We start from the raw sequence: 24,778 nt of genomic DNA, 5'->3' as shown, positions 1-24,778 counted from the left end.
TTGCGCGCCTATGCGTGCTGGCGTTGCGCCGGGACACACGGCACGTGCGAAGCCATGCCGGTGGTCTGTTCGAGCAGATGCGCGGCGGCAAGCAGGTCGAAGTCGCCACGCGGGCGGCCTACCAGCTGCAAGCCAACCGGACGCCCGTCCGACGTCAGCCCGACCGGGACCGAGATGGTCGGGCAACCGGTCAGCGTCAGTACGAACGTCAGGTACATCCAGTCGATGTAGGAGGTGAGTGGCTGGCCATCGATCTCGGTCGGGAAGCGTTGGGCGACCGGGAACGGAGCCACCGCCACGGTGGGGCACGCCAGTACGTCATACGTTTTAAAGAAGCCCGCCACGCGCTGGAACAGTTCGCCGCGCAGGCGATCGGCGCGTGCCACGTCTGTGCCGGTCTGATTCAGGCCCTTCTCAATATTCCAGATAATCTCGTCGCAGATCTGTGGGCGATGCTCTTCGAGCAGCGGCCCACGTACGGCGGCCACCAGGTTGGCACGCAGGGTCTGGAATGCTTCGAACGCACCGGTAAAGTCTGGCTGTGCCGCATCCACGTCGGCACCGAGATCGCCGAAGCGAAGCGTGGCATTGCGGCAGATCGCGGCAACCTCGGCTTCAACCTTGCCGATGCCGAGGTTCGGGGAGAACGCCACGCGCGTGGGCACGGCCGGATTGGCGATGGCGTGGACAAATGGCTTCGATGGTGCGGGCCACGACAGCGGATCGCGCATGTCGAAATGGGCCTGGGCATCGAGCATCAGCGCCACGTCGGCCACGCTGCGTGCCATGGGACCTTCCACCCAAAGCGGATCGTATGGCATTACCGATGCGGGGCGCGGTACGCGGCCAACGCTCGGGCGCATGCCCACAATGCCGCAGAAGCTGGCCGGAATGCGCAGGCTGCCACCCAGGTCGTTGCCGGTAGCCAGCCACACCATGCCGGCCGCCAGGGCGGCCGCCGAACCGCCCGATGAACCGCCTGCGGAACATTCGGTGTTCCATGGGTTGCGGGTGGCGCCAAAGACCGTGTTGAAGGTATTCGCGCCTGCGAATTCTGGAACATTCGATTTGGCAAGCGGGATCGCGCCGCGCTGTTCGAGGCGCGCGACCGTCAGATCAGACCTTGTCGCAATATTGTTCCGGTAGATCGGAGACCCATAGGTCGTGGGCTGCCCGGCAAGGTCGTTATAGTCCTTGACCGCAATTGGCAGTCCGGCCAGCCACCCCGGCGCGATCGCGGTTTCGGCATCGGGCTGGGGGAAGCGTTTCGCCGCGGCGCGCGCTGCCTCGAAATTGCGGATCGGCAGGGCGTTGACGATCGGGTCCACGGCTTCGATGTGCGCAATGGCGGCATCGACGAGGTCAAGCGGCGCAAGCTCGCGCCGCTTGAGCAGCCGTACGGCCTCCGTAGCGCTCAGATCGCACAGCGCATTGCCGCGGCTGGCGGTCGTGTCGGGGCGCTCGACGGTGTCGATGTTCGGGGTCATGCCTGTCTCCTAAATGTTGTCGTGGTCCGTGTGGCGCGGCCGTGCAGGCTTGTGGCGCCGGGACGATTGCAGAATAATTGGCGGACATCCCGGGCGGAAATCACATCTGCTGATGACGCCCATAAGCTCCGCTTCGACCATGGACATCAGGCAGATACGCACCTTCATCACGGTTGCCCGATTCGGCAATGTCACGCGTGCGGCAGAGGCGCTTCACATCACGCAACCAGCCGTCAGCGGGCAGCTTCGGCAACTCGAGGAAGAGCTTGGCGTGCAGTTGTTCGCGCGCACGAAGTCTTCCGTGAACCTGACCCAAAGCGGTCAGGAGCTACTGTCGCGGGCGGAGAGGGCACTGGAGGCGTTCGGCGATTTCATGCATGCCGCCAAGGCGTTGCAGGGGCAGATAGAAGGGCATTTGCGCATCGGGGTGGTCATGCTCGACCCGGGCATGCTGCGTGTGGGCGAGTTGCTGGCGCTGCTGGTGCAGCAATGCCCCGCGTTGAAGATTGACCTTCAGGTAGGCCGTACGCCATGGCTACTGACGGCGTTGCAGGCATCGGAAATCGATGCAGCCATCATGGTCGCGCGTACCGCACCGCGTGGTTGCAGCATGGATGTGCTGCAACCGCTGACATTCCGGCTGGTTGCGCCAGCCGCATGGCAGCAACAGGTCGAAAGCGCTTCGCCGGCCGCGCTCGCGCAGTTACCGTGGCTGCGCATGACCCCGCACAGCGCCCATCAGGAACTGATGGCGGAAATCGTTGCGCGCGCCGGCATTCAGCCTGTGGAAACCGTGCTGGCCGATCACGAATTGCTGATTCGTGATCTGGTGGCGGCCGGTGTGGGCATCGGTCTGCTGAGGGAGGACCTGGCGCGCGAAGCACTGGCTGATGGCAAGCTGGTATTTGTCGGGGAATATGGCGCGCAGACCAGCCTGGCGCTGCTCTATCCTGACGCGCTGGAGAATGAACCGGCGATCCGTACCGTAAGGGCGGCACTGGCCAGCGTCTGGCGCGTGGCGTAACCTGTCGGCGTCCGATGGTTCAACACAATATGACAATCGCAAACACCCCACCCACCCCGTATTACGCCGTGATCTTTACTTCGATCCGCACCGAGGTCGACGATGGCTATGGCCAGACTGCCGACGAGATGGTTGCGCTTGCCGCAAGCCAGCCCGGCTTTCTCGGCGTTGAATCGGCTCGCGAAGAGATCGGCATCACCGTGTCGTATTGGGCAAGCCTTGAGGCGATTGCGGCCTGGAAACGCAACGCGGAACACATCACGGCGCAACGTACCGGGCGCGAGAAATGGTATCGCGCCTATACCACGCGCATCTGCCGGGTCGAACGCGAGTACTCGTTCTCCGATCACTGATGCGGGTGAATGAGGGCGGCTACATGCCAGCCGCCCGTCGCCCCCCGGAACTCAGAACTTCCCGATGACCTGCCTCATTGCCGTGGCCACCTTGTCCGCCAGGTACACATGGCCGGCCAGAGTCGGATGCGTGCCATCGCCAGACAGGTAGATATCGCCGTTGCCGTCACCCTTCGGGTTCGCTACGTTGCCGGTACCGGTCTGCCATTGTTCGCCGACATTGTCGATGAAATGAAAGTTGGCGCGAGTGCCAACCGCTGCCTTGATGGCCTGTTGCTGATCAACATGCCGCGAGCCCGCGGACCAGGGGCCCAGTACAAAGACGACGGTGTTCGGCAGCTTCACTGAAATTTCATCGAACAATGCTGATGCCTCGGCCTGCAATGCCTCCTTCGTGAAATCGGCGTCGTTGAGGCCGCCCGCGATCAGCAGCACGTGGGGGCTGAACGGATAGACATCGGTTGCCATGCGGTCACGGAACTTGAGCTTGGTGAATGGCGCGGCCAGGTAGCCGGTAGAGCCCACGCCAGACACGTACATGTCTTTCCAGCCCATCATGTGGCCGAGCCGCGTGGCATAGTTCTCGAAGTTGTAGCCGTATCCGGACATGCCTTCGGTGATGGAATCGCCCAAGGCAATGGCGCGCACGTTGCCTTGCTTCGGAGCGGCCGAGATCGAGTCGCCGGGGCCGATCTGCACGCCGCCGAAGCGCATGTCGATGGTCTCGATGCGGATATGCCGCGCCTTCCTGGCGCCCTGGAAGTCGACACGCGTGAGGTAGAGATTGCCATCGTCGGGGTACGCGGTCGGCGTGGTGGATGCGTACTCACCATCCACCAGGATGCGGTGGGCCGAGATCTCGACGTTGCCCTTTGACAGGATCTCGAAGACCGGGGCGTCGGTGATGAACTCGATGTAGAGCACATTCGACCCGCGACCCAGGCCGCCGTAGTTGACCGCGGCGTTGCGCACCAGCAATTGGTCGGGATGTACGGTCCCTGCCTGGACCATGGTGCCGCTGTAGCGCAACGCCGGATTGTCGGGAGAGATCAGCGTGCTGTCGGTGATCGTGGACGGCATGTTGGCGGCGCCACAGGTAATGATCGGTGGCGACGACATGGTGCCCGGCATGGCGCCGCGCGCGGCGGCGGCCTTGATCAGCGCCTGCGTGAGCTGCAACTCGGTGGCTGGGGTCTGCGGTGTCGTGACCGGTGGCGTGCCGGGCTGTGCCGGTGCATCGCCGCCGCTGACGTGCTCCTGCTGGGAGCCCCCGCTGCCGTCCCCGCCACCGCCGCAGCCGGCGGTCAACGCCACCAGCAACGCCATGGAAAATGATGCCAATTTCGCTTTCATCGCACGCCCCTCGTTTTTGAATAATGTGTTTTTATGTTTTCACGAGGGAGCTGCGGACACACTCAGCCATAGGTCTGGCATGGCATCCTGCTGGGGGATTACCGCTTTGTCGGAAAAAGTCGCAGATTATGGGGGGGGATAATCGCCGGAGCCGCACGCAGCCTCGTACTTAAGGCGGTATCGGTCGGTGATGGTTGAAATAAATACCTGAAAAGTATGTGAAAAACAGGGTGGATGGCGTTATGACATTACAGGTTTGTCATTATCTTTATAATGACAAACCTGTAATGAAAGGCGCTGAAAAGTAATGTGTTGAAAATCGTATCGAAAATACCAACCACTACGCCGCAGTTACTACACCACGCGTCTGGCTCGCAGGTCAGCAATCTGCTGAGGGTCGAGCTTCAGGAAGTCGCTCAGGACATCATCGGTGTGCTGGCCCAGCGCGGGCGGGGCATGACGCAGGATCGTGGGTGTCTCGGAGAACCGCAGCGGACTTGCGGTGCTGCATACGCGATTCACAGGATCGGCGCCACGCGGGTCATCTGCGCCGTAACGATGCTGCTCGACGCGCAAGCCACGGTGCTGAACGTGCTCGTCCGCAAACGCCTGCGCGATATTGTTGATCGGGCCGCACGGCACCGAGCCGGCTTCCAGTAGTCGTATCCACTCGCTGGTCGGCCTGGTCCGCGTGAGATCACACATCATTGGGATCAGCGTCTTGCGATGGACCACACGGCCGGTGTTGGTGGCATAGCGCTCGTCGCGCGCCCAGTCGACGCCGGCAATCTCGCAGAAGCGTGCGAACTGGCCATCATTGCCGATGGCCAGCAGCATGTCACCGTCTTCGGTCGGGAAATCCTGATACGGCACCACGCTCGGATGCAGGTTGCCCTGGCGCGTGGGCACGTTGCCGGCATTCAGGAAGCCCGCGCCCTGATTGGCCAGCACGGCCATGGCAACGTCGAGCAGGGCGATATCGATGCACTGTCCGCGCCCTGTGTGGTGGCGTGCTTCGAGCGCGCCCAGGATCGCGGTGGTGGCGTACATGCCGGTGAAGACATCGATTACGGCGACGCCAACCCGGATCGGTCCTGCGCCCGGATCGCCGTCCGCCTGGCCCGTGATGCTCATCAGGCCGCTCATGGCCTGGATCAGCAGGTCATAGCCGGGACGCGCCGCGTAGGGTCCGGTCTGGCCGAAGCCGGTGATCGAGCAGTAGATCAGACGCGGATTCAGTGCACTGAGCGTGTCGTAGTCGAGCCCATAGCGCTTGAGACCACCGGTCTTGAAGTTCTCGACGACCACGTCGCTTTGGCACGCCAGCTCGCGGATCAGCTTCTGTCCCTCCGCGGTGGCCATGTCGACAGTCACCGAGCGCTTGTTGCGATTGCACGCGGCAAAGTAGCTGGCCTGGCTCGACGGACCGTCATCGCCGGCAAGGTAGGGTGGGCCCCAGCGCCGTGTGTCGTCGCCCTCGCCGGGCTTCTCGATCTTGATCACGTCGGCGCCCATGTCGGCAAGGTTCTGGGTACACCAGGGGCCCGCCAGCACGCGCGAGAGATCGAGCACACGCAGGTGACTCAGTGCGCCGGTTTGCCGGGAAGGGCGCGGCAGGTCGTTAGCCGAATCGAACGAGGTCGTCGTCATGGGATTTCAAGCCGGTGCAAAGACCGGTACCGGCGGTCCGTTTTCGGTTTCTGCGAAGCGCACCTTGACCCGCTGGCCGATTCGCACGCTGTCCAGGTCGGTATCGACGATATGGGTCATCATCGTCACGCCCTCGTCGAGCGTGACATAGGCGATGCAAAACGGATTGGGCCCAGCGCGGCGCGTAATGCTGTACGAATAGATCTCGCCGAGTCCGCTGGCGGTCTTCCATTCGGTTTCGCCCATGCAGAACGGGCACAGCACACGCGGGTACCAATGTGGCTTGCCGCAGGACTTGCAGTGCCGCACCAGCAGTTGGCCTTCGCGGGCGGCCTGCCAGAACGCGGTGTTGTCGGGCAACTCGTCGGGTGCCTTGTACGGAGTCGGGACGTAAGGAGTCGTCATTGTTGGCAGCCCTGGTTATTCACGTTCGAGGATCAGCGTGGCGGAGCCGTGGCGCGAGCCCATATAGCCGCCGGTACCCTGGGCCAGCGCCAGGTTGCAGTCTTTGACCTGTACGGCGGGATGCGCTTCGCCACGCAACTGGCGCACCGCTTCGATCACCTTGGTGATGCCGCCGCGATTGGCCGGGTGGTTGTTGCACAGGCCACCGCCGTCGGTATTGATTGGCAGCTTGCCAACGCCGGCAATCAGGTTGCCGTCCATCACGAACTTGCCGCCCTCGCCCTTCTTGCAGAAGCCGAGGTCTTCCAGTTGCATCAACACCGTGATCGTGAAACTGTCGTAGATCGACGCGTACTTGATATCGGCAGGCGTTACGCCGGCTTCGGCGAAGGCCGCTGCGCCGGAGATTTTCGCGGCCGACCATGACAGGTCGACCTGCCCGCCCAGCAGGCCCTTCACGTGTTCGCCGGCACCGAGCACCTTGATCTTCGGGCGCTTCAGCGACGCGGCAATTTCCGGGCGGGCCACGATCAGCGCGCCGCCGCCGTCGGATACCACGCAGCAGTCGAGCCGGTGGAGCGGATCGGAGATCATCGGTGAATTCAGTACGTCTTCCACGGTGACCAGTTCGCGCAGCATCGCATGCGGGTTATGTTGCGCATGATGAGATGCGGCGACCTTGATCCACGCCAGCTGTTCGGGCGTGGTGCCGTACTCGTACATATGGCGCTGCGCCACCATCGCATACAGGTTGACCGTGACGGGGCTGTAGGGCGCCTCGAACGGCTGGTCTGGCAGGTTCGCCCCCCAGTTGCGCGCCTGCGTGCCGCTCGATCCTTCCGAGCGCGGGCGGCCCGCCAGCGTAATCAACGCGACATTGCACTTGCCGGCGGCGATGGCCTGCGCGGCGTGCGAGACGTGGGCGATATAGGACGATCCGCCCATCTCGCTGGAATCCACATGGCTTACGTTCAGGCCCAGGTAGTCGACCATGTTGACCATGCCGAGACCGGGCGCATCGCCTGCGCAGAAGTAGCCGTCGATATCGGCCAGCGTCAGTCCTGCATCCTCCAGTGCGCCCTTGGCGCTTTCGGCATGCAACTGGGCAACGGTCTTGTCCGGCGCCTTGCGGGTGGGGTGTTCATACGCCCCGACGATATATGCCTTGCTATTGATGGTCATGAATATGCATCCGTTGTCAGGTCTTGATCAGGCGGCCATGGCCGTGCCGTAGCGTTCCAGATGGAGGTCGGTGTCGCCCAGCAGTACATCGACCATGGTCAGCGCCTTGAAATAGTCGCCGACTTCCAGTTCGTCGGTCATGCCCATGCCGCCATGCAGCTGCACGGCTTGCTGGCCGACAAAGCGTCCAGCTTTGGCCGTGACAACCTTGGCGGCCGATACCTTGCGGCGGCGTTCGGCGGCATCGGTGGCATCCAGGCCTTGCGCGGCTACATAGGCCATCGACAGCGCCAGCTCCTTCTGGATGACCATGTCCGCCATACGGTGCTGCAGCGCCTGGAACGAGGCCAGCGGCTTGCCAAATTGCTTGCGGGTGGCAAGGTACTCGGCGGTGATCTCGATCAGACGCTCCATGGCGCCCGCCGCGGCGGCGCACTGCGCGGCAATACCGTGATCGATGCCGGTATCGAGTGCATCGAGACCATTGGCCGTTACCAACGTGGCAGGAACATCGGCCAATTGCAGGTCGGCGCCGGACAGCCGGTCGATGGTCGGATAGCCGGAGACGGTCAGTCCCGGTGCGTCGCGCTGCACGAGGAAAAGCGCCAATGCGCTGTCCAGTTGCGCGGAAACGAGATAGGCGTCGGCGGCATTGCCATGCCATACGACAGACTTCGTGCCGGTGAGTACATACCCTTGGTCCCGCTTGCGCGCCGTGGTGCGCGCGGTGTCGGCGCGATAGCGGGTGGTCGGTTCGAGGTAGGCCACGGCCAGCACCGTGTCGCCACGCGTCAGTGCCGGCAGCAGGGCGGCCTGCATTTGCGCCGGAGCATGATGCGTAAGAATGGCCGCCGCGATGACGGCCGGTATCACCGGCTCCTGTACCAGTGCCCGTCCCAGTTCGCGATGCACGACGAGCTGGGTTGCCGGGCCTTCGCCAAAGCCTTCATGTTCGGTCGGCACACTGATGCCCAGAATGCCCATCTCGGCCAGTGACGACCAGATCGAACGGTCGAAGCTGGCCGTCTCGCGCGCCATCGTGCGGCGTTTGTCGAAGGTGTATTCCGTGGCGACAAAGCGGCGCAGGCTGTCAGCCAGCATCTGCTGTTCTTCGCTGTAGGTGAAATCCATTGCTGTCGTCCTGTGCCGTTAGAAGCCAACGATCATCCTGGAGATGATGTTCTTCTGTACTTCGGTGGAGCCACCGTAGATGGAGGTCTTGCGCATGTCATAGTAGGTCGAGGCGGCGGGCGCTGCCCACTGTGGGCCACTGACCGGTTGCGGCACGCCCGGCTCCAGCCAGTCGGGCGAATACGGCCACCCGTTGGGCCCGGCAACCTCCATTTGCAGCATGGCGATGTCCTGCTGCAGTTCCGAGCCGCGAATCTTGACGATGGATGCCTCGGGGCCCGGCGTGCCGGCCGCCTGCGTGGCCACCCGGAGCAGCAACATTTCAAGCGCCATTAGGTCCATCTCGACCCGAGCGATCTTGTCGCGCATGCGCGGGTCTTCGAGCAGCGGGCGTCCGCGACCGTCGGTGGTGTCCGCAGCGTAGTGCTTGAGCTGGCGCAGTTCGCGATAGCAGTGGCCGATGCCGGCAATGCCGGTGCGTTCGTGGCCGAGCAGGTACTTGGCGTAGGTCCAGCCCTTGTTCTCTTCACCAAGCAGGTTGGCTACCGGAACCTCGACATCCTCGAACCAGGTTTCATTGACATCGTGCCCGCCGTCGAGGGTCTTGATCGGCCGCACCGTAACGCCCGGCGACTTCATGTCGATCAGCAGCATCGAGATGCCTTCCTGGGCCTTGGCTTCCGGGTCGGTACGCACGAGGCAGAAGATCCAGTCGGCAAAATGCGCCATGGTGGTCCAGGTCTTCTGGCCATTGACGATGTACTTGTCGCCGCGGCGCACGGCTTTGGTTTTCAGCGATGCGAGGTCGGAGCCGGAACCGGGTTCGGAATAACCCTGGCACCAGAAGTCTTCCACGGTCGGGATGCGCGGCAGGAAACGTTCCTTGTGCTCGGCGCTCGCGTATTTCATCAGCACCGGCCCGATCATGGTGAGACCGAACGGCAGCAGGCGCGGGGCCCCGGCGCGGAACGCCTCGATCTCGAAGATCAGGCGCTGCAGCGCGTTCCAGCCCGTGCCGCCCCATTCGCGTGGCCAGGTGGGCGCTCCCCATCCGTGCGCATGGAGGATCCGATGCCAGCGCACATAGTCGTCTTTCTCGACGCGCCGGTGATCCAGCACCTTGTCGCGGATATCGGACGGCAGGCTGGCCTGAACAAAGGCGCTGACTTCCTGGCGGAAGGTCTCCTCTTCCTTGGTGAAACGCAGGTCCATGTATCTGTCTCCTGTCAGTGAGATCGATTCTATGGCTGGTCGTGCCCGGCTGGTTCGAGATTGCCGAATCCGGCCTTTGACAATGCGGAATGCGCGGTGGTGGGCGGTGATGTGCGGTTTCAAGACATCCGAAGTCGCCCCTTCTGATTTACGAATGGCGCCGGGAATGCATTGCGGTCATGCTGCGCGAACCATTTTGCAGAACGCAAAGGACGGTAAGACAAGTGACTACGCGGATTCATCACCTGCTTGACCATTGGTTGGCCGAGGCGCCCGACCAGCCCTTCATTCATTTGCCGGACCGTCGCAGTCTGACTTTTGCCGAGCTTGGCAGGCTCACCGAGACCGCCGAGGCCGAGTTGCTTGAACTCGGTGTGCGTCCCGGCGACCGTGTCATGGTGGTGGCGGAGAACTGCCCCGAACATGCGGCATTGATCCTTGCATGCAGCCGCGTGGGGGCATGGTCCTGTGGTGTCAACGCACGCATGGCGCCGGGCGAGATCGATGGCTTCGCCACCCGCGCGGATGCGCGCGTGATCTACTTCACCGCCGCGGCATCGCGTGCCGCCAGCGCGCATGCGCGCCGCTTCGAGGCCGTGCCGTCCAGGCTCGATGGCATGGAGCATGGCCCGGTCCGCGCATGCGCGGTGCCGGAGGACATGCCACTGCGTGATGCGGTGGCCGCGTTGATCTTTACGTCGGGTACCACCGGGGATCCAAAGGGCGTGATGCTCACGCACGATGCACTGATCCACTTTGCTCGCGTGACGCAGGCTGCGCGCGCGCTGACGCCCGCTGACCGCAGCTATGCATTCGTGCCGATGACGCACATCTTCGGGCTTGGCACGGTCCTGCTGAGTTCGCTGCTGTCCGGAGCGCAGTTGGTGATGCGTCCGCAATTCGATCCGGCCGATCTGCTCGATGCGCTGGCCCATGATGGGGTATCGCAGGTGCAGGGGCCGCCCACGCTGTTCTCGCGGCTACTGGCGTACCTGCAGGAGCAGGGCATCGCACAACCGGTGGCGCCGGCGCTGCGCTATCTCTACACCGGTGCGGGCCCATTGGACCTGGCGCTGAAGCAACGCGTGGAAGCGACGTTCGGGCTGACTCTCCATCATGGATACGGGCTGTCCGAATACGCGGGCTCGGTGCACGTGACCCGTCTCGACGAACAACGCCCCGACACCAGTGCGGGATATGCGGTGGCCGAGGCCGAAGTCCAGGTCACCGATGCGGTGACCGGCAAGCCGCTGCCACCGGGAGAGCGCGGCGAGCTCTGGTTGCGGGGCCGGGGTTTGATGCCCGGCTACTTCCGCGATCCCGAGGCCACGGCGGCCGTGATGCGCGATGGCGGCTGGTACGCCAGCGGCGATCTTGGCGAGATGCATGCTGACGGTGCGCTCTTCGTGGTGGGTCGCCTCAAGGAAATGATCATCCGTTCGGGCTTCAACGTGTACCCGGCAGAGGTGGAAACCGCGCTCAATACCCATCCGAGCATCCAGCGGTCGGCCGTGGTCGGGCGTCCGGAAAGCGACGGCAATGAAGAAATCGTGGCCTTCGTCGAGCTGCGCCCTGGCGCGTCGCTGGAACCGGCCGCGCTGCAGGCGCACCTGCGCAGCCGCCTGGCGCCGTACAAACGCCCGGCACGCATCGTGGCGCTTGCCGAACTGCCTACCAATAACAACGGCAAGATCCTCAAGCGTGTGCTGCAGGAGCAGGCCGGTTCGATGTAGTTCCAAGGAGACTCTGCATGCATTCCACCTGTTCGTCCACCATGCGCAGGCGGCTGATGGCCGCCGGCCTGTTGACCCTCGCCACGCGCCCGCTGGCGGCGCTTGCCGCCGATGCCTGGCCCAGCAAGCCGGTACGTCTGATCGTGCCGTTTCCACCAGGCGGTCCGGTGGACAGCACGGCGCGCATCTTCAGCCAGAAGCTCGGCGAGATCTGGAAAAACCCGATTGTCATCGACAACCGCGCCGGCGCCGGTGGCGTGATCGGGGCCAGCATTGCGGCCAAGGAAGTGCCCGACGGCTATACGCTGTTTCTTGGCTCGATCCATCATGCGGTCAACCCTTCCTTGATGGGCAACCTGCCATATGACATCGAGAAAGACTTCGCGCCGGTCAGCTTCGCGGCCATGTTCCCGGTATTCGTGGTGGCCCATCCGTCGGTCCCGGCCAACAATATCAAGGAACTGATTGCGCTTGCCAAAAAGGGTGACCGGCCGCTTGCCTATGGCTCGTCGGGCAATGGTGGCGGCACCCACCTAGCGGGCGAACTGTTCAATATGGAAGCCGGCACCAAGCTGCAGCACGTGCCATACAAGGGCAGCAGTCCGGCCATGAACGACCTGCTAGGCGGGCAGGTGCAGCTGATGTTCAGCGACGCGCCCACCGCGTTGCAACATATCAAGTCCGGCCGCATCAAGGTGCTCGGCGTTGCCAGCCGCAAGCGCTCGAACCTGCTGCCCGACGTGCCCACCGTAGCGGAGTCCGGCTTGCCAGGGTACGAGGCCTATTCGTGGGCCGCGTTGTTTGCCCCCGCGCAAACGCCCAAGGATGTCCTGAACAAGATCAACGCCGACTTCAACGTTGCCATGAACGATGCCGGCGTCCGTCAACGCCTGCTGCAGGCCGGTGCCGAGGCCGACCCAGGCACGCAGGAACAGATGCGCCAGCGACTGCATGGCGAAATCGAGAAATGGAGAAAGGTAATCAAGACTGCAGGGATTACAGCGGGGTAGGATTTGCTGCTGGTTTGCTCCCCTCTCCCGCATGGCGGGAGAGGGGCGGGGGAGAGGGCCAGCGTTTCACGCTGAGACAGGTTGCAATTTGAACCTCAAGCCCTCTCCCCCAACCCCTCTCCCGCGCGCGGGAGAGGGGAGCGAAAACCGGCAGCTGAATCAAGCCGGCCACTGGAACAGCGGCGCTTCTTTCTCCTTGAAACGCCGTACCGCTTCGCGATGGTACTCGGTGGTGAACGCAATCCCCTGGCCCAGCGATTCCATCTCGAGCATTGCCCTGACATCGCTGCTCATCGACTGGTTCAGTGCACGTTTGGCAAGCCCGAACGCGACCGGCGATGCGCCGGCCAGGCTGCGGGCCAGCTGCTCGGCGCGAGTATGAAGCTTGTCCTGATCCACTACCTCGAACACCGCGCCAATCTGTCGGGCTTGCTCGGCTCCGATTTCGCGCGCGCTGAAGACGAGATCCTTGGCGCGTGCCATGCCCACCACGCGTGGCAGCGTGTAGAACGCACCGCAGTCGGGTACCAGTCCAACCTTCATGAACGGCATGCAGAACCGCGCGCGCGGTGAGGCAACGATAAAGTCTGCCAGCAGCGCCAGGCTGAAGCCCGCGCCATATGCCACACCATCGACTGCTGCAATGACCGGGCGATCCAGGTCGGCGAGCATGGCGATCCAGCCGTGGAGGTCGTCGATGCGGTTGCGTCCGGCTTCCGCATCGGCGACGTTCATCGCGCGGATATCGCCGCCGGAGCAGAAGTCGGTGCCGGCACCACGCAGCACCACCGCGCGTACCGTCCGGTCGGCGCGAATGTGCTGAATGGCGTCGCGCAACGCATCGCGCATTGGCCCGTTCAGGGCGTTCTTTTGCTGTGGACGGTTCAGTGTCAGCGTGGCCACGCCGTCGCTTGTTTCCACCAGCAGGGATTGTTCTTCCATCATCCGATGTCTCAGTTCGTGTCCGATGGAACACAGCTTGACCGATGCCCGGTCGCCCGGCTATTCGCATGTTTTGAATCCGGTGTTCGCACGCCGCGAAGCACCCCGTGATTGCCAGAATGGCTGGGACACCGTCTTTCGCGGGATAATCGCTGATTACTATGGAGACAACGTCATGCGCTTCGACCTGGTCGATCTGAACCTCTTCACGCATATTGCGGAAGCCAGCAGCCTGACCCGCGGTGCAGAACGTTGTCACCTGTCGCTGCCGGCGGCAAGCACCCGTATCAAGAACCTGGAAGAGCAGGTTGGCGTCAAGCTGTTGAGTCGCAGCAGCCAGGGGGTCAAGGTCACCCCGGCCGGCGAAACGCTGCTCGCGCATGCACGCCGCGTGCTGCGCCAGATCGAGCAGCTGAGTGGCGATCTGCAGGAGTTTGCCTCGGGGATCAAGGGTCACGTCCGTGTGTTTGCCAATACCACGGCAATGAGCGAGTTCCTACCCGGAGTGCTGCGCACGTACCTGGTCAACCATCCCGACGTGACCGTGGATATCCGCGAACGGCTGAGTCCGGATATCGTGCGGGCCGTGCAGGAAGGCATGGTCGACATTGGCATTGCGGCCAGCGGCGTAAATATGGAAGGTCTGGAGGTGATGCCTTATCGCCATGACCGGCTGGTGCTTGCCACGGCGCTGAGCCACCCGTTTGCGCAGAAGCGGCGCGTGCGCTTCCTGGATACGCTCGACTACGATTTCATTGGGCTGCCTGAAGAAAGCGCGATTCACAACTTCCTGAAGCGTGCTGCTGCGGACCACCAGCGTACGCTGCACTGGCGTATCCAGGTCAGCAACTTCGAGACCGCCGCGCGCATGATCGAGGCCAATGTCGGTATCGGCGTGCTCCCCGAAAGCACCGCGCTACGGCACGCGCAGACCATGGCGCTGAAGATCGTGCAGATCGAGGACGACTGGGCCGAACGCAAGTTGCAGATCTGCGTGGCGGACCTCGCGGCGCTGCCGGTATTCGCGCGCAAGCTCGTGGACCTGCTGGTGGAGGACGGGATCGGCAACCCCAACTGACCTATGTCAGCAGTTCCGCCAGCATGGCCCGCAGCCGGTGCTTGTGAAGCTTGCCGCTGGCAGTGGTTGGAATCGAAGGCACGCGCACGATGCGTGCTGGCCGCTTGTACGGAGACAGGCGTTCCGCCAGATAGCTGTGGAGTTCGGCGGCATCGAACGTCTCGCCTTCACGTAGTTCGACAAACGCAATCACTTCCTCGTTGCCATCCTCGGTGGAATTTCCCACGACAGCGGACAGACGCACCGATGGATGGGTGTTGATCACGGACTCCACTTCAATCGGATAGACGCTGAAGCCGGAGCGCAGGATCAGGTCGCGGGTCCGTCCCACGATGAACAGTGCGCCATCGGGCCCGATGCGGCCAATGTCACCGGTATTGAGCCAGCCGTCCGCGCCTAGCGCCTCGGCCGTCTGCGCGGGCGCGCGATAGTATCCGCGCATGACGCCGGGCCCCTTTACCCACAGTTCGCCTGGCGTGCCTGGCGGAACCGTTGCCCCGTCCGCTCCCACCACCCGCAACTCGGCGCCCTCGACGATTTCGCCGGCCGAGCAATCGTCGCGTGGCCGATCCATGCGTGTGATAAACAACGAGCCCGCATATTCGGTCATGCCATAGCCATGGTGCAGTGGCTGGCCAAACATGGCTTCGACGTTGCGCTTGAGCGTAGGCTCCAGCGGCCCGCCGCCGGTGTAGAGGTAGCGCAGGCGATGAGAATGCAGCGTGGTGATGTCCTGCTTTTGCAGATGCGTCAGGATGCGGCTGAACATCGCCGGCACGCCTTGCAGGATCGAGATCGCATCGTCTTGCAGCGCCGCGCAGGCATCCGCGACATTGAAGCGGGCTACCAGATGCAGGCTGCCGCCGGCCTGGAAGGTGCCGAGCAGCAGCGTGGCCAGGCCAAAGATATGGGAGATCGGCATGACCGCAAACGCGCAGTCGTCGGAATTCATGCGCCGGGCTTCGGCGGTGACGCGGGCATAGTGCAACAGGCCGCGATGCGTGACCATGACTCCCTTGGGCTGGCCCGTGGTCCCCGATGTATAGATCAGTGCCGCCACTTCGCGCGCCAGTTCCGCCGGTTCGCGCTCGCTGCCTGTATCCACATCGGCTGCCATCAACGGCCCAAGCCCCGCCGGCGCAATCTCACGCGCCCGGTAGCGCAGGCCATGCCGCAATGCGTCGGGGGATGCGGCATGCGTGAACAGCATCAGCCGAGGCGTGCAGTGCGCACGGATCTCCTCGATCTCGCGTGCCGTGAGCCGGGCATTGGTAACAACCGGCCATGCGCCCAGTTCCGACAATGCAAAGATCAGCGTGATCACGGGCAGGCAATTCTCCCCGGTGATCAGCACGCGATCGCCAGCGCCCACCCCCTGTTCCTGAAGATAGCGTTGTGCCAGCCCGATGTCTTCCCACAGACGCGCGAATGTGACCGTGCGTCCGTTCTCGCGCACCGCAATATTGTCTGGTGCGCGGGCCGCCCAATGGCGGGGAATATCGCTGATCCGATGCGCAATATCGCGGTCCTGCGGCATCTCGCTCAAGTCCTTGTAAAGAATGAAATTGTAATGGGGAAGGCTGCTGGCAATCACTCAACCTCGATGTTGGCGGCCTTCACCACATTGCCCCACAGCGCAAGTTCCTTCTTGATGCGATCCTGCAGTGGCGCGGGTCCCGTGACGTTGAGATCGTAGCCCCCCTCGGTCATGCGCTGCTGGAACGCGTGGTCCTGACCTACTGCCTGCTGCGCCTTGACCAGTCGATCGGTCACGTCGGCCGGCATGCCCAATGGACCGACCAGACCATACCAGCCAGTGACATCGTATTGCTTCAGGCCCGATTCCACCAGCGTCGGCACGGTGGGCAGCGCGGGATTGCGTTCCCGTGACGTCACAGCCAGCGCACGCACCTTGCCGCCACGGATATGGCCGATCGCGGTGCCCGTAATGTCAAACATGAACGTGACCTTGCCGCTGATGACATCGGCCATGGCCGGTGCATTGCCCTTGTACGGCACGTGCAGCATCTTCACGCCAGTCATCTGTGCCAGCAACTCGGCCGACAGATGGTTGGATGCGCCGATGCCAGCCGAGCCGAAGCTCACTTCGCCGGGATGCTTGCGCGCATACGTGACCAGTTCCTCGACGTTCCGGGCCGGGAAGTCCTTGTTGATCAGCAGTACGTTGGTGTAATCCGTGATCAGCCCCACATACGTGAAGTCGTGCATCGGCTTGAAGTTCACCGACTTCTGCACCAGCGGGGTCATCGTCATCGTGGGGCTGGCCACGAAGTAAAGCGTGTAGCCGTCGGGCTTGGAGTTCGCCGTCATGCCGGCCGCGATGGCGCCGCTGGCCCCGGCACGGTTGTCCACGACCACCGGTTGCTTGAGTACGCGGCCGAGGTAGTCGGCGTAGATGCGCGCGGCGGTATCCACCGGTCCGCCAGGCGCATAGCCAACCAGCAGCTTGACTGGCCGGGATGGGTAGGTATCGGCCAGCGCTGACCCCTGGGCAAGCGCCAGTAGCACACCGGCGAGCATGATTCGTAGCATTGTCTCCTCCTGGTATAGATTCTTCTGATACCCACCCGCCGCGTGTCCGGGCCGGGATGGGATGGGGGAGACTTTGCGACAGGCCTGCCGCACAGGCAATTTGCATTTGTTTAAGGTGGCCTTCGAGTCAGCGATACAGCGATGCAGCAATGCGAACGAAAGGCAGCTACGGCGCGCCGGCCATCAACTGGCGCGCGAGCAGGTCGGCAAGCGGTGTCAGGGCGGAGAAATCGCGCGCGCAAAGGTAAAGCCGTCGCGCGGCCCACGGCTCGGAAAGCGGCAGGATGGCAACGTTGCGGTGCAACGTGCCGGCCAATGCATGAGACAGGATCGACACGCCGATGCCTGCCTCGACCAGCATCGCCACATTCTCGACGCTGCGCAGCTGGATACGGTAATGGAGCTGTTGGCCCAGGCGCGAGGCGCGCTCGGCGAGATGCGTTTCAAGTGCGGTGTCGGCCATGCCGACGATGGGCTCGCCAAGAATGTCGGCGAATGCCACGGACGCTTGCGTGGCCACGCGATGCGTGCGGCTGGTAACCACCACGAGCTGGTCCTCGGCAATCAGGTGGGTTTGCAGGTGCGCCAGATCGGTAATGTCGGCCACGATGCCAAGATCAGCGCGCCGGTCCACCAGTGACTGGACGATCTCGGGACTGGGCCGTTCTTCGAGATCGACGGCAAGATCGGGATGCGCCGCCAGGAACTGGCACAGCCGGGGTGGCAGGAAGGTAGCCAGCGCGGCCGTGTTCGATAGCAGCCTGATGCGTCCTTTCAGCCCGGTGGCATAAGTACGCAGTTCGCCGCGCATCTGTTCGACCTGGCCCAGGATCGAACGCGCATGGCGGACCAGGGCTTCGCCGGCGGCCGTCGCGCGCACGCCGCGACGGTTACGCTCCAGCAACGGCGCACCCAGCGCCGACTCCATGCCTGCAATGCGCTCGCTGACCGATGCCAGCGCCAGGTGCATCTGCCGTGCCCCCTGGGTCAGGCTGCCGCATTCCACCACGGTCAGGAATAGCCGCATATCGGTCAGGTCAAAGCGCATGCAGCGGTCCCAGGTTTCGGATTTTCCGAAGTCTAGCACCGGAAATGCCAGATTGTGGAATGGTGGATCGATGACTAGCATCCCACCCATGGATTCGATTCTTATGGTTCTTTCGGCGGGATTGGTGGCTGGGGCGATGAATGCACTGGCCGGAGGCGGCTCGTTTGTCAGCCTGCCGGCGCTGATTGCCGCCGGTGTGCCACCGGTTCAGGCGAACACTTCGAGTACCGTGGCCTTGTTTCCCGGTGGCCTTGCCAGTGCATGGGCATATCGCGACGGCCTGGGCCCGGTCGGGCCGGTATCGCTGTGTGCACTGCTGGTGGTGACGCTGTGCGGCGGATTGGTGGGTGCGCTCCTGCTGCTGCGCACGTCGTCAGCGGCCTTTACGTTCGTGCTGCCATGGCTACTGCTGATCGCGTCCATTGCACTGGCGTTTGGGAGGCGAATCGGCGAAGCGTTGCGTGCACGCTGGCGCATTCGTGCGGATGCGGTGCTGCTCATCCAGTTCGCGCTGGGCGTATATGGCGGCTATTTTGGCGGGGCGGTCGGGATCATGATGATCGCCATGTGGGGCCTGCTCGACAATCGCGATATCAAGGTCCTCAACGCACCGCGCACGCTGCTGGTCAGCGCGGCCAATATGGTCGCAGTACTGGCATTTATCGGGGCCGATGCGGTGCGCTGGCCCGAGACGCTGGCCATGCTGATTGGTGCGGTCATTGGTGGCTATGGCGGCGCACGCATCGGCCGGCGCGCGCCGGCGGCGGTGATTCGTGCCGGCACGCTGCTGGCAACGTCATGCATCACGCTGGCGTTCTTCGTGAAGGCCTACGCGCCGATGCTGCTGCGTCGTTAGACACCCGGTACTTGCCGGGCATTCCCTTCCATGCGCAGCGCTCGGCGCCGCCACCGAGTTCGCAGGCCAGCGCGGAAAGCGCCATGGTGGCGAGGATCAGCAGGCGATGAATCATAAGACCCCCATGCAACGATTGATGGTGGGCATGCCTCCGATGACACGCCCACCGGGACGTCAAGCCTTGTCGATATCGAGCACTGCCTGGGCAAACGCAGTAGGCGCTTCCTGCGGCAGGTTGTGGCCGATGCCGCCGGTCAGGTCGCGGTGCTCGTACTTGCCCGTGAACTTGGCCTTGTAGGCGCTCGGCGCCGGGTGCGGCGCACCGTTGGCATCGCCTTCCATGGTGATGGTTGGCACGCTGATGGTGGGCGCGGTCGCGAGCTTCTTCTCGATGTCGTCGAACTTGGCTTCTCCTTCGACCAGCCCCTGGCGCCAGCGGTAGTTGTGGACGGTAATTTCCACGTGATCGGGATTGTCCAGCGAGACCGCGCTGCGCGCGAACAATGCGTCATCGAACTTCCACTGCGGCGAGGCCAGCTTCCAGATCAGCTTGGCGAAGTCGTGCGTGTACTTCTGATAGCCGGCACGGCCACGGTCGGTCGCAAAATAGAACTGGTACCACCATTGCAGCTCCGCTTCGGGCGGCAACGGCAGCTTGCCGGCCGCCTGGCTGCCGATCAGGTAGCCGCTGACCGAGACCAGGCCTCGGCAACGGTCGGGCCACAGTGCGGCCATGATGTCGGCGGTGCGCGCGCCCCAATCGAAGCCGGCCACCACCGCGTTGCGGATCTTGAGTGCGTCCATCAGCGCGATCATGTCGACGGCGATCGCCGACGGCTGGCCATTGCGCATGGTATCGGCCGACAGGAAGGTGGTAGTGCCGTAACCGCGCAGGTGGGGAATGATCACGCGATAGCCGCGTTGCGCGAGCAGCGGCGCCACATCGACGAAGGCATGGATGTCGTACGGCCAGCCGTGCAGCAGCAACGCGACCGGGCCGTCCGCGGGACCGACCTCGGCATAACCGACGTTGAGCACCCCGGCGTTGATCTGCTTGATGGACGCAAACGTGGTATGGCTGCCCGGCTTGACCGGTGCCAGCGGCTTGGCCTTGGATACCGCACTCTGCGCGTTTGCGTTGCCCAGCATGCCGAGCTGCGCGGCGGCCAGTGTCAGGCCCGCGGTACCCAGAAAGCTGCGTCGAGGCAGATCGATCTTTTTCGTCATTTCCCTTCTCCTGTCGCGTTCGATGAGGTGATGAGTCAGGAGTCTAGGATGGCCGGACACCGGGTATGTGTCGTTCTTCGCCGGTTTTGTATCGCAGTGTATGCGGCCGTGGCCGGCGCCATACGTGGATACAAAAATACGGCTGTTTGCATTTCTGGCAAAAGCATCGATAATTTCCCGTCGCGTTCAGGAAGTGCACCGAACGCATAGCGAGAGTTCACGATGAACAGCAGTGTCGCCATGGCGTGCGAACAGACCGAAACCGACGACGGCGTTGTACTGGTTGTCGATGACGACCGCGACGTGCGACAGGCCCTGGCGGGATTGTTTCGCTCGATTGGCCTTGCCACCGAATCGTTTGCCTCGGGGGAGGAACTGCTGGCCTATGAATTCCCCGACCGGCCGGTCTGCATCGTGCTCGATGTGCGGCTGCGTGGGGTCAGCGGGCTGGACCTGCAGATCCATCTGAACCGTACCGGCAGGAGCGCGTCGGTCGTCTTTATCTCCGGTTACGGAGATGTTCCGATGACCGTGGCCGCCATGAAGGCCGGCGCCATCAATTTCATTGCCAAGCCATTCCGCGAGCAGGATCTGCTCGACGCGGTCAACGAAGCGCTGCTACGTGATCGGGAGCGGCGGCATGGGCTGTCGCAGACGCTGCAGCTGCGGGAGCGTTTCGTGACCCTGACCGGCCGCGAACAGGAGGTCATGAAGCTGCTGGTGCATGGACTGATGAACAAGCAGGCGGCCGACGAACTTGGCATCAGCCAGGCCACGATCAAGATCCATCGCGGACAGGCCATGCGCAAGATGCGCGCGCGTACCTTCGCCGACCTGATCATCATGGCGCAGGCATTGGGGCTGGTCGAGGAAGAAGGGCGTGGTTTCTCCCCTCTCCCGCATGGCGGGAGAGGGGCGGGGGAGAGGGCCAGCGGTTCAAGCTGAGACAGGTCGCAATTTGAACCTCATGCCCTCTCCCCCAACCCCTCTCCCGCGCTGCGGGAGAGGGGAGCCGGCTATGTGGTACGTCAAACCACCGTCACCGCAGCAGGTTTGTCTTTGCCAGTTCCACCAGCTCATCGGCGCGGCCGTTCATGACGGCCTTCAGGGCCCACAGGCTGAAGCCCTTGATCTGCTCGGCCTTCAGCGCCGGCGGCATGGCCAGTTCCTGGGTGTTGGTCACCACATCGATCAACGCGGGGCCATCGTGGGCCAGCATCAATGTCACGGCCTCCGGCAGCAGCAGCGGGTCTTCCACACGTTGTGCATGCACGCCGATAGCGCGCGCCATGGCGGCGAAGTCGGGATTCTGCAGCGATGTTCCTGTCTCAAGAAAGCCTGACGCCTTCATTTCCAGCGCCACGAAGCCGAGCACGCTGTTATTGAAGATCACTACCTTGACCGGCAGTCCTTGCTGTACCAGCGTCAGGAAATCGCCCATCAGCATGGCAAAACCACCGTCGCCGGACAGACTGATCACCTGTCGACCCGGAAACGCGGACTGCGCGCCGATGGCCTGCGGCAACGCATTGGCCATCGAGCCATGTGCCAGCGAACCGATCAGCCGGCGGCGGCCGTTCATGCGCAGGTAGCGCGCGGCCCAAATCGTGGGGGTCCCGACGTCGAACGTGAAGACCGCGTCATCGGCGGCCTGCTCGCTGAGCAACCGTGCCAGATATTGCGGATGGATCGGCTTGCGGCCACTGTCGCCGCTGGCCAGGTCGTCCAGTTGCTGCCGTGCTTCATGGTAATGACGCACGCTGGCGTCAAGATGGGTGCTGTCGGTTTGTGGCGTCAGCCGTGGTTGCAGCGCATCGAGCGTAGCGGCCACGTCGCCAACCAGCCCAAGGTCCAGCCGCGTGCGGCGTCCAAGGTTTTCGGGCCGCACGTCGACTTGCGCAACGCGTGCGCCTTCCGGATAGAACTGCCGATACGGGAAGTCGGTGCCAAGCATCAGTAGCGTGTCGCAGTTCTGCATCGCGTGATAGCCGGAGCTGAAACCGATCAGGCCGGTCATGCCGACGTCGTACGGATTGTCGTACTCGATAAACTCCTTGCCGCCGAGCGCATGCACCACCGGCGCCTTCAGTGTTTCCGCCAGTCGCACCACCTGGTCGTGTGCGCCGGCGCAACCGCGTCCGCAGAGCAGCGTTGTGCGCTGGCTGCCGCGTAGCAGCTCGGCGAGCGCATCGACCGATGCGGCATCGGGTGTCACCACGGGCGCAGCCAGCGCCATCGACGCCGGCGCGGACAGCGCGGCTGAAGCGGCGCGCAATGCCACATCGCCAGGGATCACGATCACCGCCACGCCGCGTCGCCCCACGGCGGCACGGATCGCGGTCTCGAGCACGCTGGGAAGCTGCTCGACGCTGGTCACCAGTTCGCAGTAGTGGCTGCATTCGCGGAACAGCTGTTCCGGATGGGTTTCCTGGAAATAGTTACGGCCGATCTCCGCGCTTGGGATATGGGCGGCAATCGCCAGTACCGGTACACGCGAACGGTGACAGTCGAACAGGCCATTGATCAGGTGCAGGTTGCCCGGCCCGCAACTGCCGGCACAGACTGCGAGGTCGCCGGTCAGGTGCGCTTCGGCGCCCGCCGCGAACGCGGCGGTTTCCTCGTGGCGCGTATGGATCCAGTCGATGTCGCCGCGCTTGCGCAGCGATTCGGTCAGGCCGTTCAGGCTATCGCCGACGACGCCATAGATGCGGCGTACACCGACGCCGTGAAGCACACTGGTGATCAGGTCCGCTGCGATTTCCGTGGCCATGTTCTGCTCCTTGTTCGGAAGGCGTGCCTGTTTGGCTGTGACAGGCGCGATAGGTTCACGCGCAGCCTAAGTCTTCCTTGCCCACCGCCCTTGCGTGCCGGTCAATAGCGTTTCGGATTCGCCCCGTGGACGGTGGATTACTCCACGCCGCGCTGCAACGCGCTTTCGATGCAGTGCACGATTTCGGCGTCGTGGAACGGCTTGTTCAGGAAACATGCGGCCCCTACGGCCCGCGCGCGCTGTTCGTAACCTTCTTGCGCGAACGCCGTCATGATGATCACCGGCATGCGCAAGCCACGTGCACGGAGCGCTTCGCACAAGGCAAAGCCGTTCATCATGGGCATCTGGACATCGGTAATGACACAGGCGATGTCACCGAGCGTGTCGGACTGCAGCAGTTCGGCGCCTGCGCCATACAGTTGCACGGCTATGTCGAGAGAGCGCACCAGGCGTCCCATGGCATGCCTGACGGAAGCGTCGTCGTCGACAATGGCAATCACGGGGTTGGCAGTCACACGAAATCCTCGGCTAGTCTCTGTCTCTCGCGCGGTGACATGGCGCACCGCGTCGTCCCGCCACGCGGGAAATCGCACAAGGATATGCTCTTCCCGCGCCCACCGCCACGAATCACGCCAGATTCATACCATGGTATTAGTTACGCAAATGGCGTGGCACTCCCGTCAGAAGTTATGCCGCATGCCGAGCGCGAACGTTTGCGGATCGGCGCCGGCGCTGACGCCAAGCTCATTGATCGCGAAATCGTAGACGGCATTGCGCTTGTTGTTGATGCGGCTGTAGAACGCGAACAATGCGGTGCGTTTCGACAACGGGTAGTCGTAGCCCACGGTAAATTGCGTGGCACCCGTTTCCGCTCCGCTACGGAAGAACCCGATCGTATCGGTCGATGATCCGGTGCCGTTCGCGGCCAGCGCAAAGCCGATGCGCACACTGCCCGGACCCAGTTGCTGGACCAGCGACGCGTAGTAGCCATTGCGTTGCAGGTCGCCGGTATCGGTGCGGTAGTGCAGATGCTCGTAAAGCGCCGAAATGCGGGTGCCCTGGAACAGCTGGTACGCGATGCCCAGCTTCAAGGCATCGTCATTGCGGCCGGCAGCCTGGTAGTGCTGGTGGATCTCGTAGGCCACGGTCGCATTCAGCGGCCCCTTGTCGTAGACCACCGCGGCCGAATACAACGCCGGATTGCGCGGCACCGTGGTCTTTTCCTCGGGCAGCCCCCAGCCCAGCCAGACGCTGACGCCGGCCAGTTGAGGCGAGCGGTACTGGACGATGTTCTTCTGGCGCCGGTCGAACGAACTGGTGTCCTCGACATTGTTCGAACTCGACGTGGAGCCGTTGCCAATCAGCGCCATATAGCCCGCCGTGGTCGGGTAGTACGGGTCGTACGCCATGGTCGACTCGGTGTACGGCGTATGCCAGTGGCCCATGAACAGCAACCCGTAGTCGCCCTGCAGGCCGATGCGCGAATTGCGCGTGGCAATGCCGCCTTGTCCGTTGTCGATTGAAAGGTTGCTTTCGATCTGCCACAACGCCTTGAGCGAACCGCCGAGACCTTCCTCGCCACGCAGTCCCCACACCGAGCGGTAGTTGGTCTGGCGCACCACGCTACCCAGCGCCGTGCCATCGGTGGCTGTGCTGGCACGCGAATACTCGATGGCGGTATTGAGGCGGCCATAGATCGTGACGTTGCTGTCGGCGATGGCTATGGTGGGGGCCAGTGTCACGAGGAGGGCCGGTAGCAGAGTC

Annotated in this window: 22 protein-coding genes; 7 read left to right on the top strand and 15 right to left on the bottom strand. The window is 63.4% G+C overall.

Annotation, left to right across the window (positions count from 1 at the left end):
• Positions 1 to 8 precede the first annotated feature (8 nt).
• Positions 9 to 1,487 carry an amidase gene (locus ACO550_RS31870; RefSeq protein ID WP_315596196.1) on the bottom strand — a complete coding sequence of 493 codons (1,479 nt, stop codon included), beginning with the start codon at positions 1,485 to 1,487 and terminating at the stop codon, positions 9 to 11.
• Positions 1,488 to 1,599: 112 nt separating this feature from the next.
• On the opposite strand from ACO550_RS31870, the gene ACO550_RS31865 reads away from it, so the two are divergent.
• Entirely contained in the window at positions 1,600 to 2,511 is a 912-nt protein-coding gene (locus ACO550_RS31865) for a LysR substrate-binding domain-containing protein (RefSeq protein WP_315596195.1), read from the top strand.
• 29 nt (positions 2,512 to 2,540) lie between these two features.
• Positions 2,541 to 2,864: an antibiotic biosynthesis monooxygenase gene (locus ACO550_RS31860; protein WP_315596194.1), complete on the top strand. Its 324-nt coding sequence runs from the start codon at positions 2,541 to 2,543 to the stop codon at positions 2,862 to 2,864.
• 51 nt (positions 2,865 to 2,915) lie between these two features.
• On the opposite strand, the gene ACO550_RS31855 is transcribed toward ACO550_RS31860, so the two are convergent.
• From ACO550_RS31855 to ACO550_RS31830, 6 genes are all read right to left on the bottom strand, one after another.
• Positions 2,916 to 4,205: an SGNH/GDSL hydrolase family protein gene (locus tag ACO550_RS31855; protein WP_485995074.1), complete on the bottom strand. Its 1,290-nt coding sequence runs from the start codon at positions 4,203 to 4,205 to the stop codon at positions 2,916 to 2,918.
• Between the two features lie 366 nt (positions 4,206 to 4,571).
• Entirely contained in the window at positions 4,572 to 5,867 is a 1,296-nt protein-coding gene (locus ACO550_RS31850) for a CoA transferase (RefSeq protein ID WP_315596192.1), read from the bottom strand.
• 6 nt (positions 5,868 to 5,873) lie between these two features.
• Entirely contained in the window at positions 5,874 to 6,272 is a 399-nt protein-coding gene (locus ACO550_RS31845) for a Zn-ribbon domain-containing OB-fold protein (RefSeq protein ID WP_315596191.1), read from the bottom strand.
• A gap of 15 nt (positions 6,273 to 6,287) precedes the next feature.
• The gene (locus ACO550_RS31840; protein ID WP_315596190.1) at positions 6,288 to 7,454 is read right to left on the bottom strand and encodes a thiolase domain-containing protein; all 1,167 of its coding nucleotides are present in this window, start codon (positions 7,452 to 7,454) and stop codon (positions 6,288 to 6,290) included.
• Between the two features lie 27 nt (positions 7,455 to 7,481).
• A complete protein-coding gene (locus ACO550_RS31835) occupies positions 7,482 to 8,585 on the bottom strand; it encodes an acyl-CoA dehydrogenase family protein (protein ID WP_315596189.1) in 1,104 nt (367 codons plus the stop codon).
• An 18-nt stretch (positions 8,586 to 8,603) separates the two neighbouring features.
• On the bottom strand, positions 8,604 to 9,797 hold the full coding sequence (locus tag ACO550_RS31830; protein WP_315596188.1) for an acyl-CoA dehydrogenase family protein: 1,194 nt from the start codon (positions 9,795 to 9,797) through the stop codon (positions 8,604 to 8,606).
• A 224-nt stretch (positions 9,798 to 10,021) separates the two neighbouring features.
• On the opposite strand from ACO550_RS31830, the gene ACO550_RS31825 reads away from it, so the two are divergent.
• Together ACO550_RS31825 and ACO550_RS31820 are read left to right on the top strand one after the other, a co-directional pair.
• Positions 10,022 to 11,530 (top strand): AMP-binding protein, encoded by a 1,509-nt coding sequence (locus ACO550_RS31825; protein WP_315596187.1) that lies wholly within the window; start codon positions 10,022 to 10,024, stop codon positions 11,528 to 11,530.
• Between the two features lie 17 nt (positions 11,531 to 11,547).
• Positions 11,548 to 12,540, top strand: a complete 993-nt coding sequence (locus ACO550_RS31820; protein WP_315596186.1) for a tripartite tricarboxylate transporter substrate binding protein — start codon at positions 11,548 to 11,550, stop codon at positions 12,538 to 12,540.
• Positions 12,541 to 12,699: 159 nt separating this feature from the next.
• Here the strand turns inward: ACO550_RS31820 and ACO550_RS31815 are convergent, their stop codons facing one another.
• Positions 12,700 to 13,485, bottom strand: a complete 786-nt coding sequence (locus ACO550_RS31815; RefSeq protein ID WP_315596185.1) for an enoyl-CoA hydratase-related protein — start codon at positions 13,483 to 13,485, stop codon at positions 12,700 to 12,702.
• Between the two features lie 172 nt (positions 13,486 to 13,657).
• On the opposite strand from ACO550_RS31815, the gene ACO550_RS31810 reads away from it, so the two are divergent.
• Positions 13,658 to 14,560, top strand: coding sequence for a LysR family transcriptional regulator (locus ACO550_RS31810; protein ID WP_315596184.1), 903 nt, complete (start codon positions 13,658 to 13,660; stop codon positions 14,558 to 14,560).
• A 1-nt stretch (position 14,561) separates the two neighbouring features.
• Here the strand turns inward: ACO550_RS31810 and ACO550_RS31805 are convergent, their stop codons facing one another.
• From ACO550_RS31805 to ACO550_RS31795, 3 genes are all read right to left on the bottom strand, one after another.
• Positions 14,562 to 16,097 (bottom strand): class I adenylate-forming enzyme family protein, encoded by a 1,536-nt coding sequence (locus ACO550_RS31805; RefSeq protein ID WP_315596183.1) that lies wholly within the window; start codon positions 16,095 to 16,097, stop codon positions 14,562 to 14,564.
• 53 nt (positions 16,098 to 16,150) lie between these two features.
• A complete protein-coding gene (locus tag ACO550_RS31800) occupies positions 16,151 to 17,113 on the bottom strand; it encodes a tripartite tricarboxylate transporter substrate binding protein (RefSeq protein ID WP_315596182.1) in 963 nt (320 codons plus the stop codon).
• 166 nt (positions 17,114 to 17,279) lie between these two features.
• On the bottom strand, positions 17,280 to 18,161 hold the full coding sequence (locus ACO550_RS31795; RefSeq protein ID WP_315596223.1) for a LysR substrate-binding domain-containing protein: 882 nt from the start codon (positions 18,159 to 18,161) through the stop codon (positions 17,280 to 17,282).
• 88 nt (positions 18,162 to 18,249) lie between these two features.
• Between ACO550_RS31795 and ACO550_RS31790 the strand changes: the two genes are divergently transcribed.
• Positions 18,250 to 19,017, top strand: coding sequence for a sulfite exporter TauE/SafE family protein (locus ACO550_RS31790; RefSeq protein ID WP_315596181.1), 768 nt, complete (start codon positions 18,250 to 18,252; stop codon positions 19,015 to 19,017).
• Between the two features lie 174 nt (positions 19,018 to 19,191).
• On the opposite strand, the gene ACO550_RS31785 is transcribed toward ACO550_RS31790, so the two are convergent.
• Positions 19,192 to 20,244, bottom strand: a complete 1,053-nt coding sequence (locus ACO550_RS31785) for an alpha/beta fold hydrolase (protein ID WP_315596180.1) — start codon at positions 20,242 to 20,244, stop codon at positions 19,192 to 19,194.
• A gap of 222 nt (positions 20,245 to 20,466) precedes the next feature.
• Here ACO550_RS31785 and ACO550_RS31780 point away from each other — a divergent pair, with 222 nt between their 5' ends.
• Positions 20,467 to 21,189 (top strand): response regulator transcription factor, encoded by a 723-nt coding sequence (locus ACO550_RS31780; RefSeq protein WP_315596179.1) that lies wholly within the window; start codon positions 20,467 to 20,469, stop codon positions 21,187 to 21,189.
• Between the two features lie 94 nt (positions 21,190 to 21,283).
• On the opposite strand, the gene poxB is transcribed toward ACO550_RS31780, so the two are convergent.
• From poxB to ACO550_RS31765, 3 genes are all read right to left on the bottom strand, one after another.
• Complete coding sequence (gene poxB / locus ACO550_RS31775; RefSeq protein WP_315596178.1) at positions 21,284 to 23,014, bottom strand: ubiquinone-dependent pyruvate dehydrogenase; 1,731 nt, start codon at positions 23,012 to 23,014, stop codon at positions 21,284 to 21,286.
• Between the two features lie 137 nt (positions 23,015 to 23,151).
• Positions 23,152 to 23,529 (bottom strand): response regulator transcription factor, encoded by a 378-nt coding sequence (locus ACO550_RS31770; RefSeq protein WP_315596177.1) that lies wholly within the window; start codon positions 23,527 to 23,529, stop codon positions 23,152 to 23,154.
• A 165-nt stretch (positions 23,530 to 23,694) separates the two neighbouring features.
• Positions 23,695 to 24,756 carry a porin gene (locus ACO550_RS31765; protein WP_315596176.1) on the bottom strand — a complete coding sequence of 354 codons (1,062 nt, stop codon included), beginning with the start codon at positions 24,754 to 24,756 and terminating at the stop codon, positions 23,695 to 23,697.
• Positions 24,757 to 24,778 lie beyond the last annotated feature (22 nt).

This window comes from Cupriavidus sp., assembly GCF_057315035.1.
This window is presented reverse-complemented; position numbering and strand designations above follow the sequence as displayed.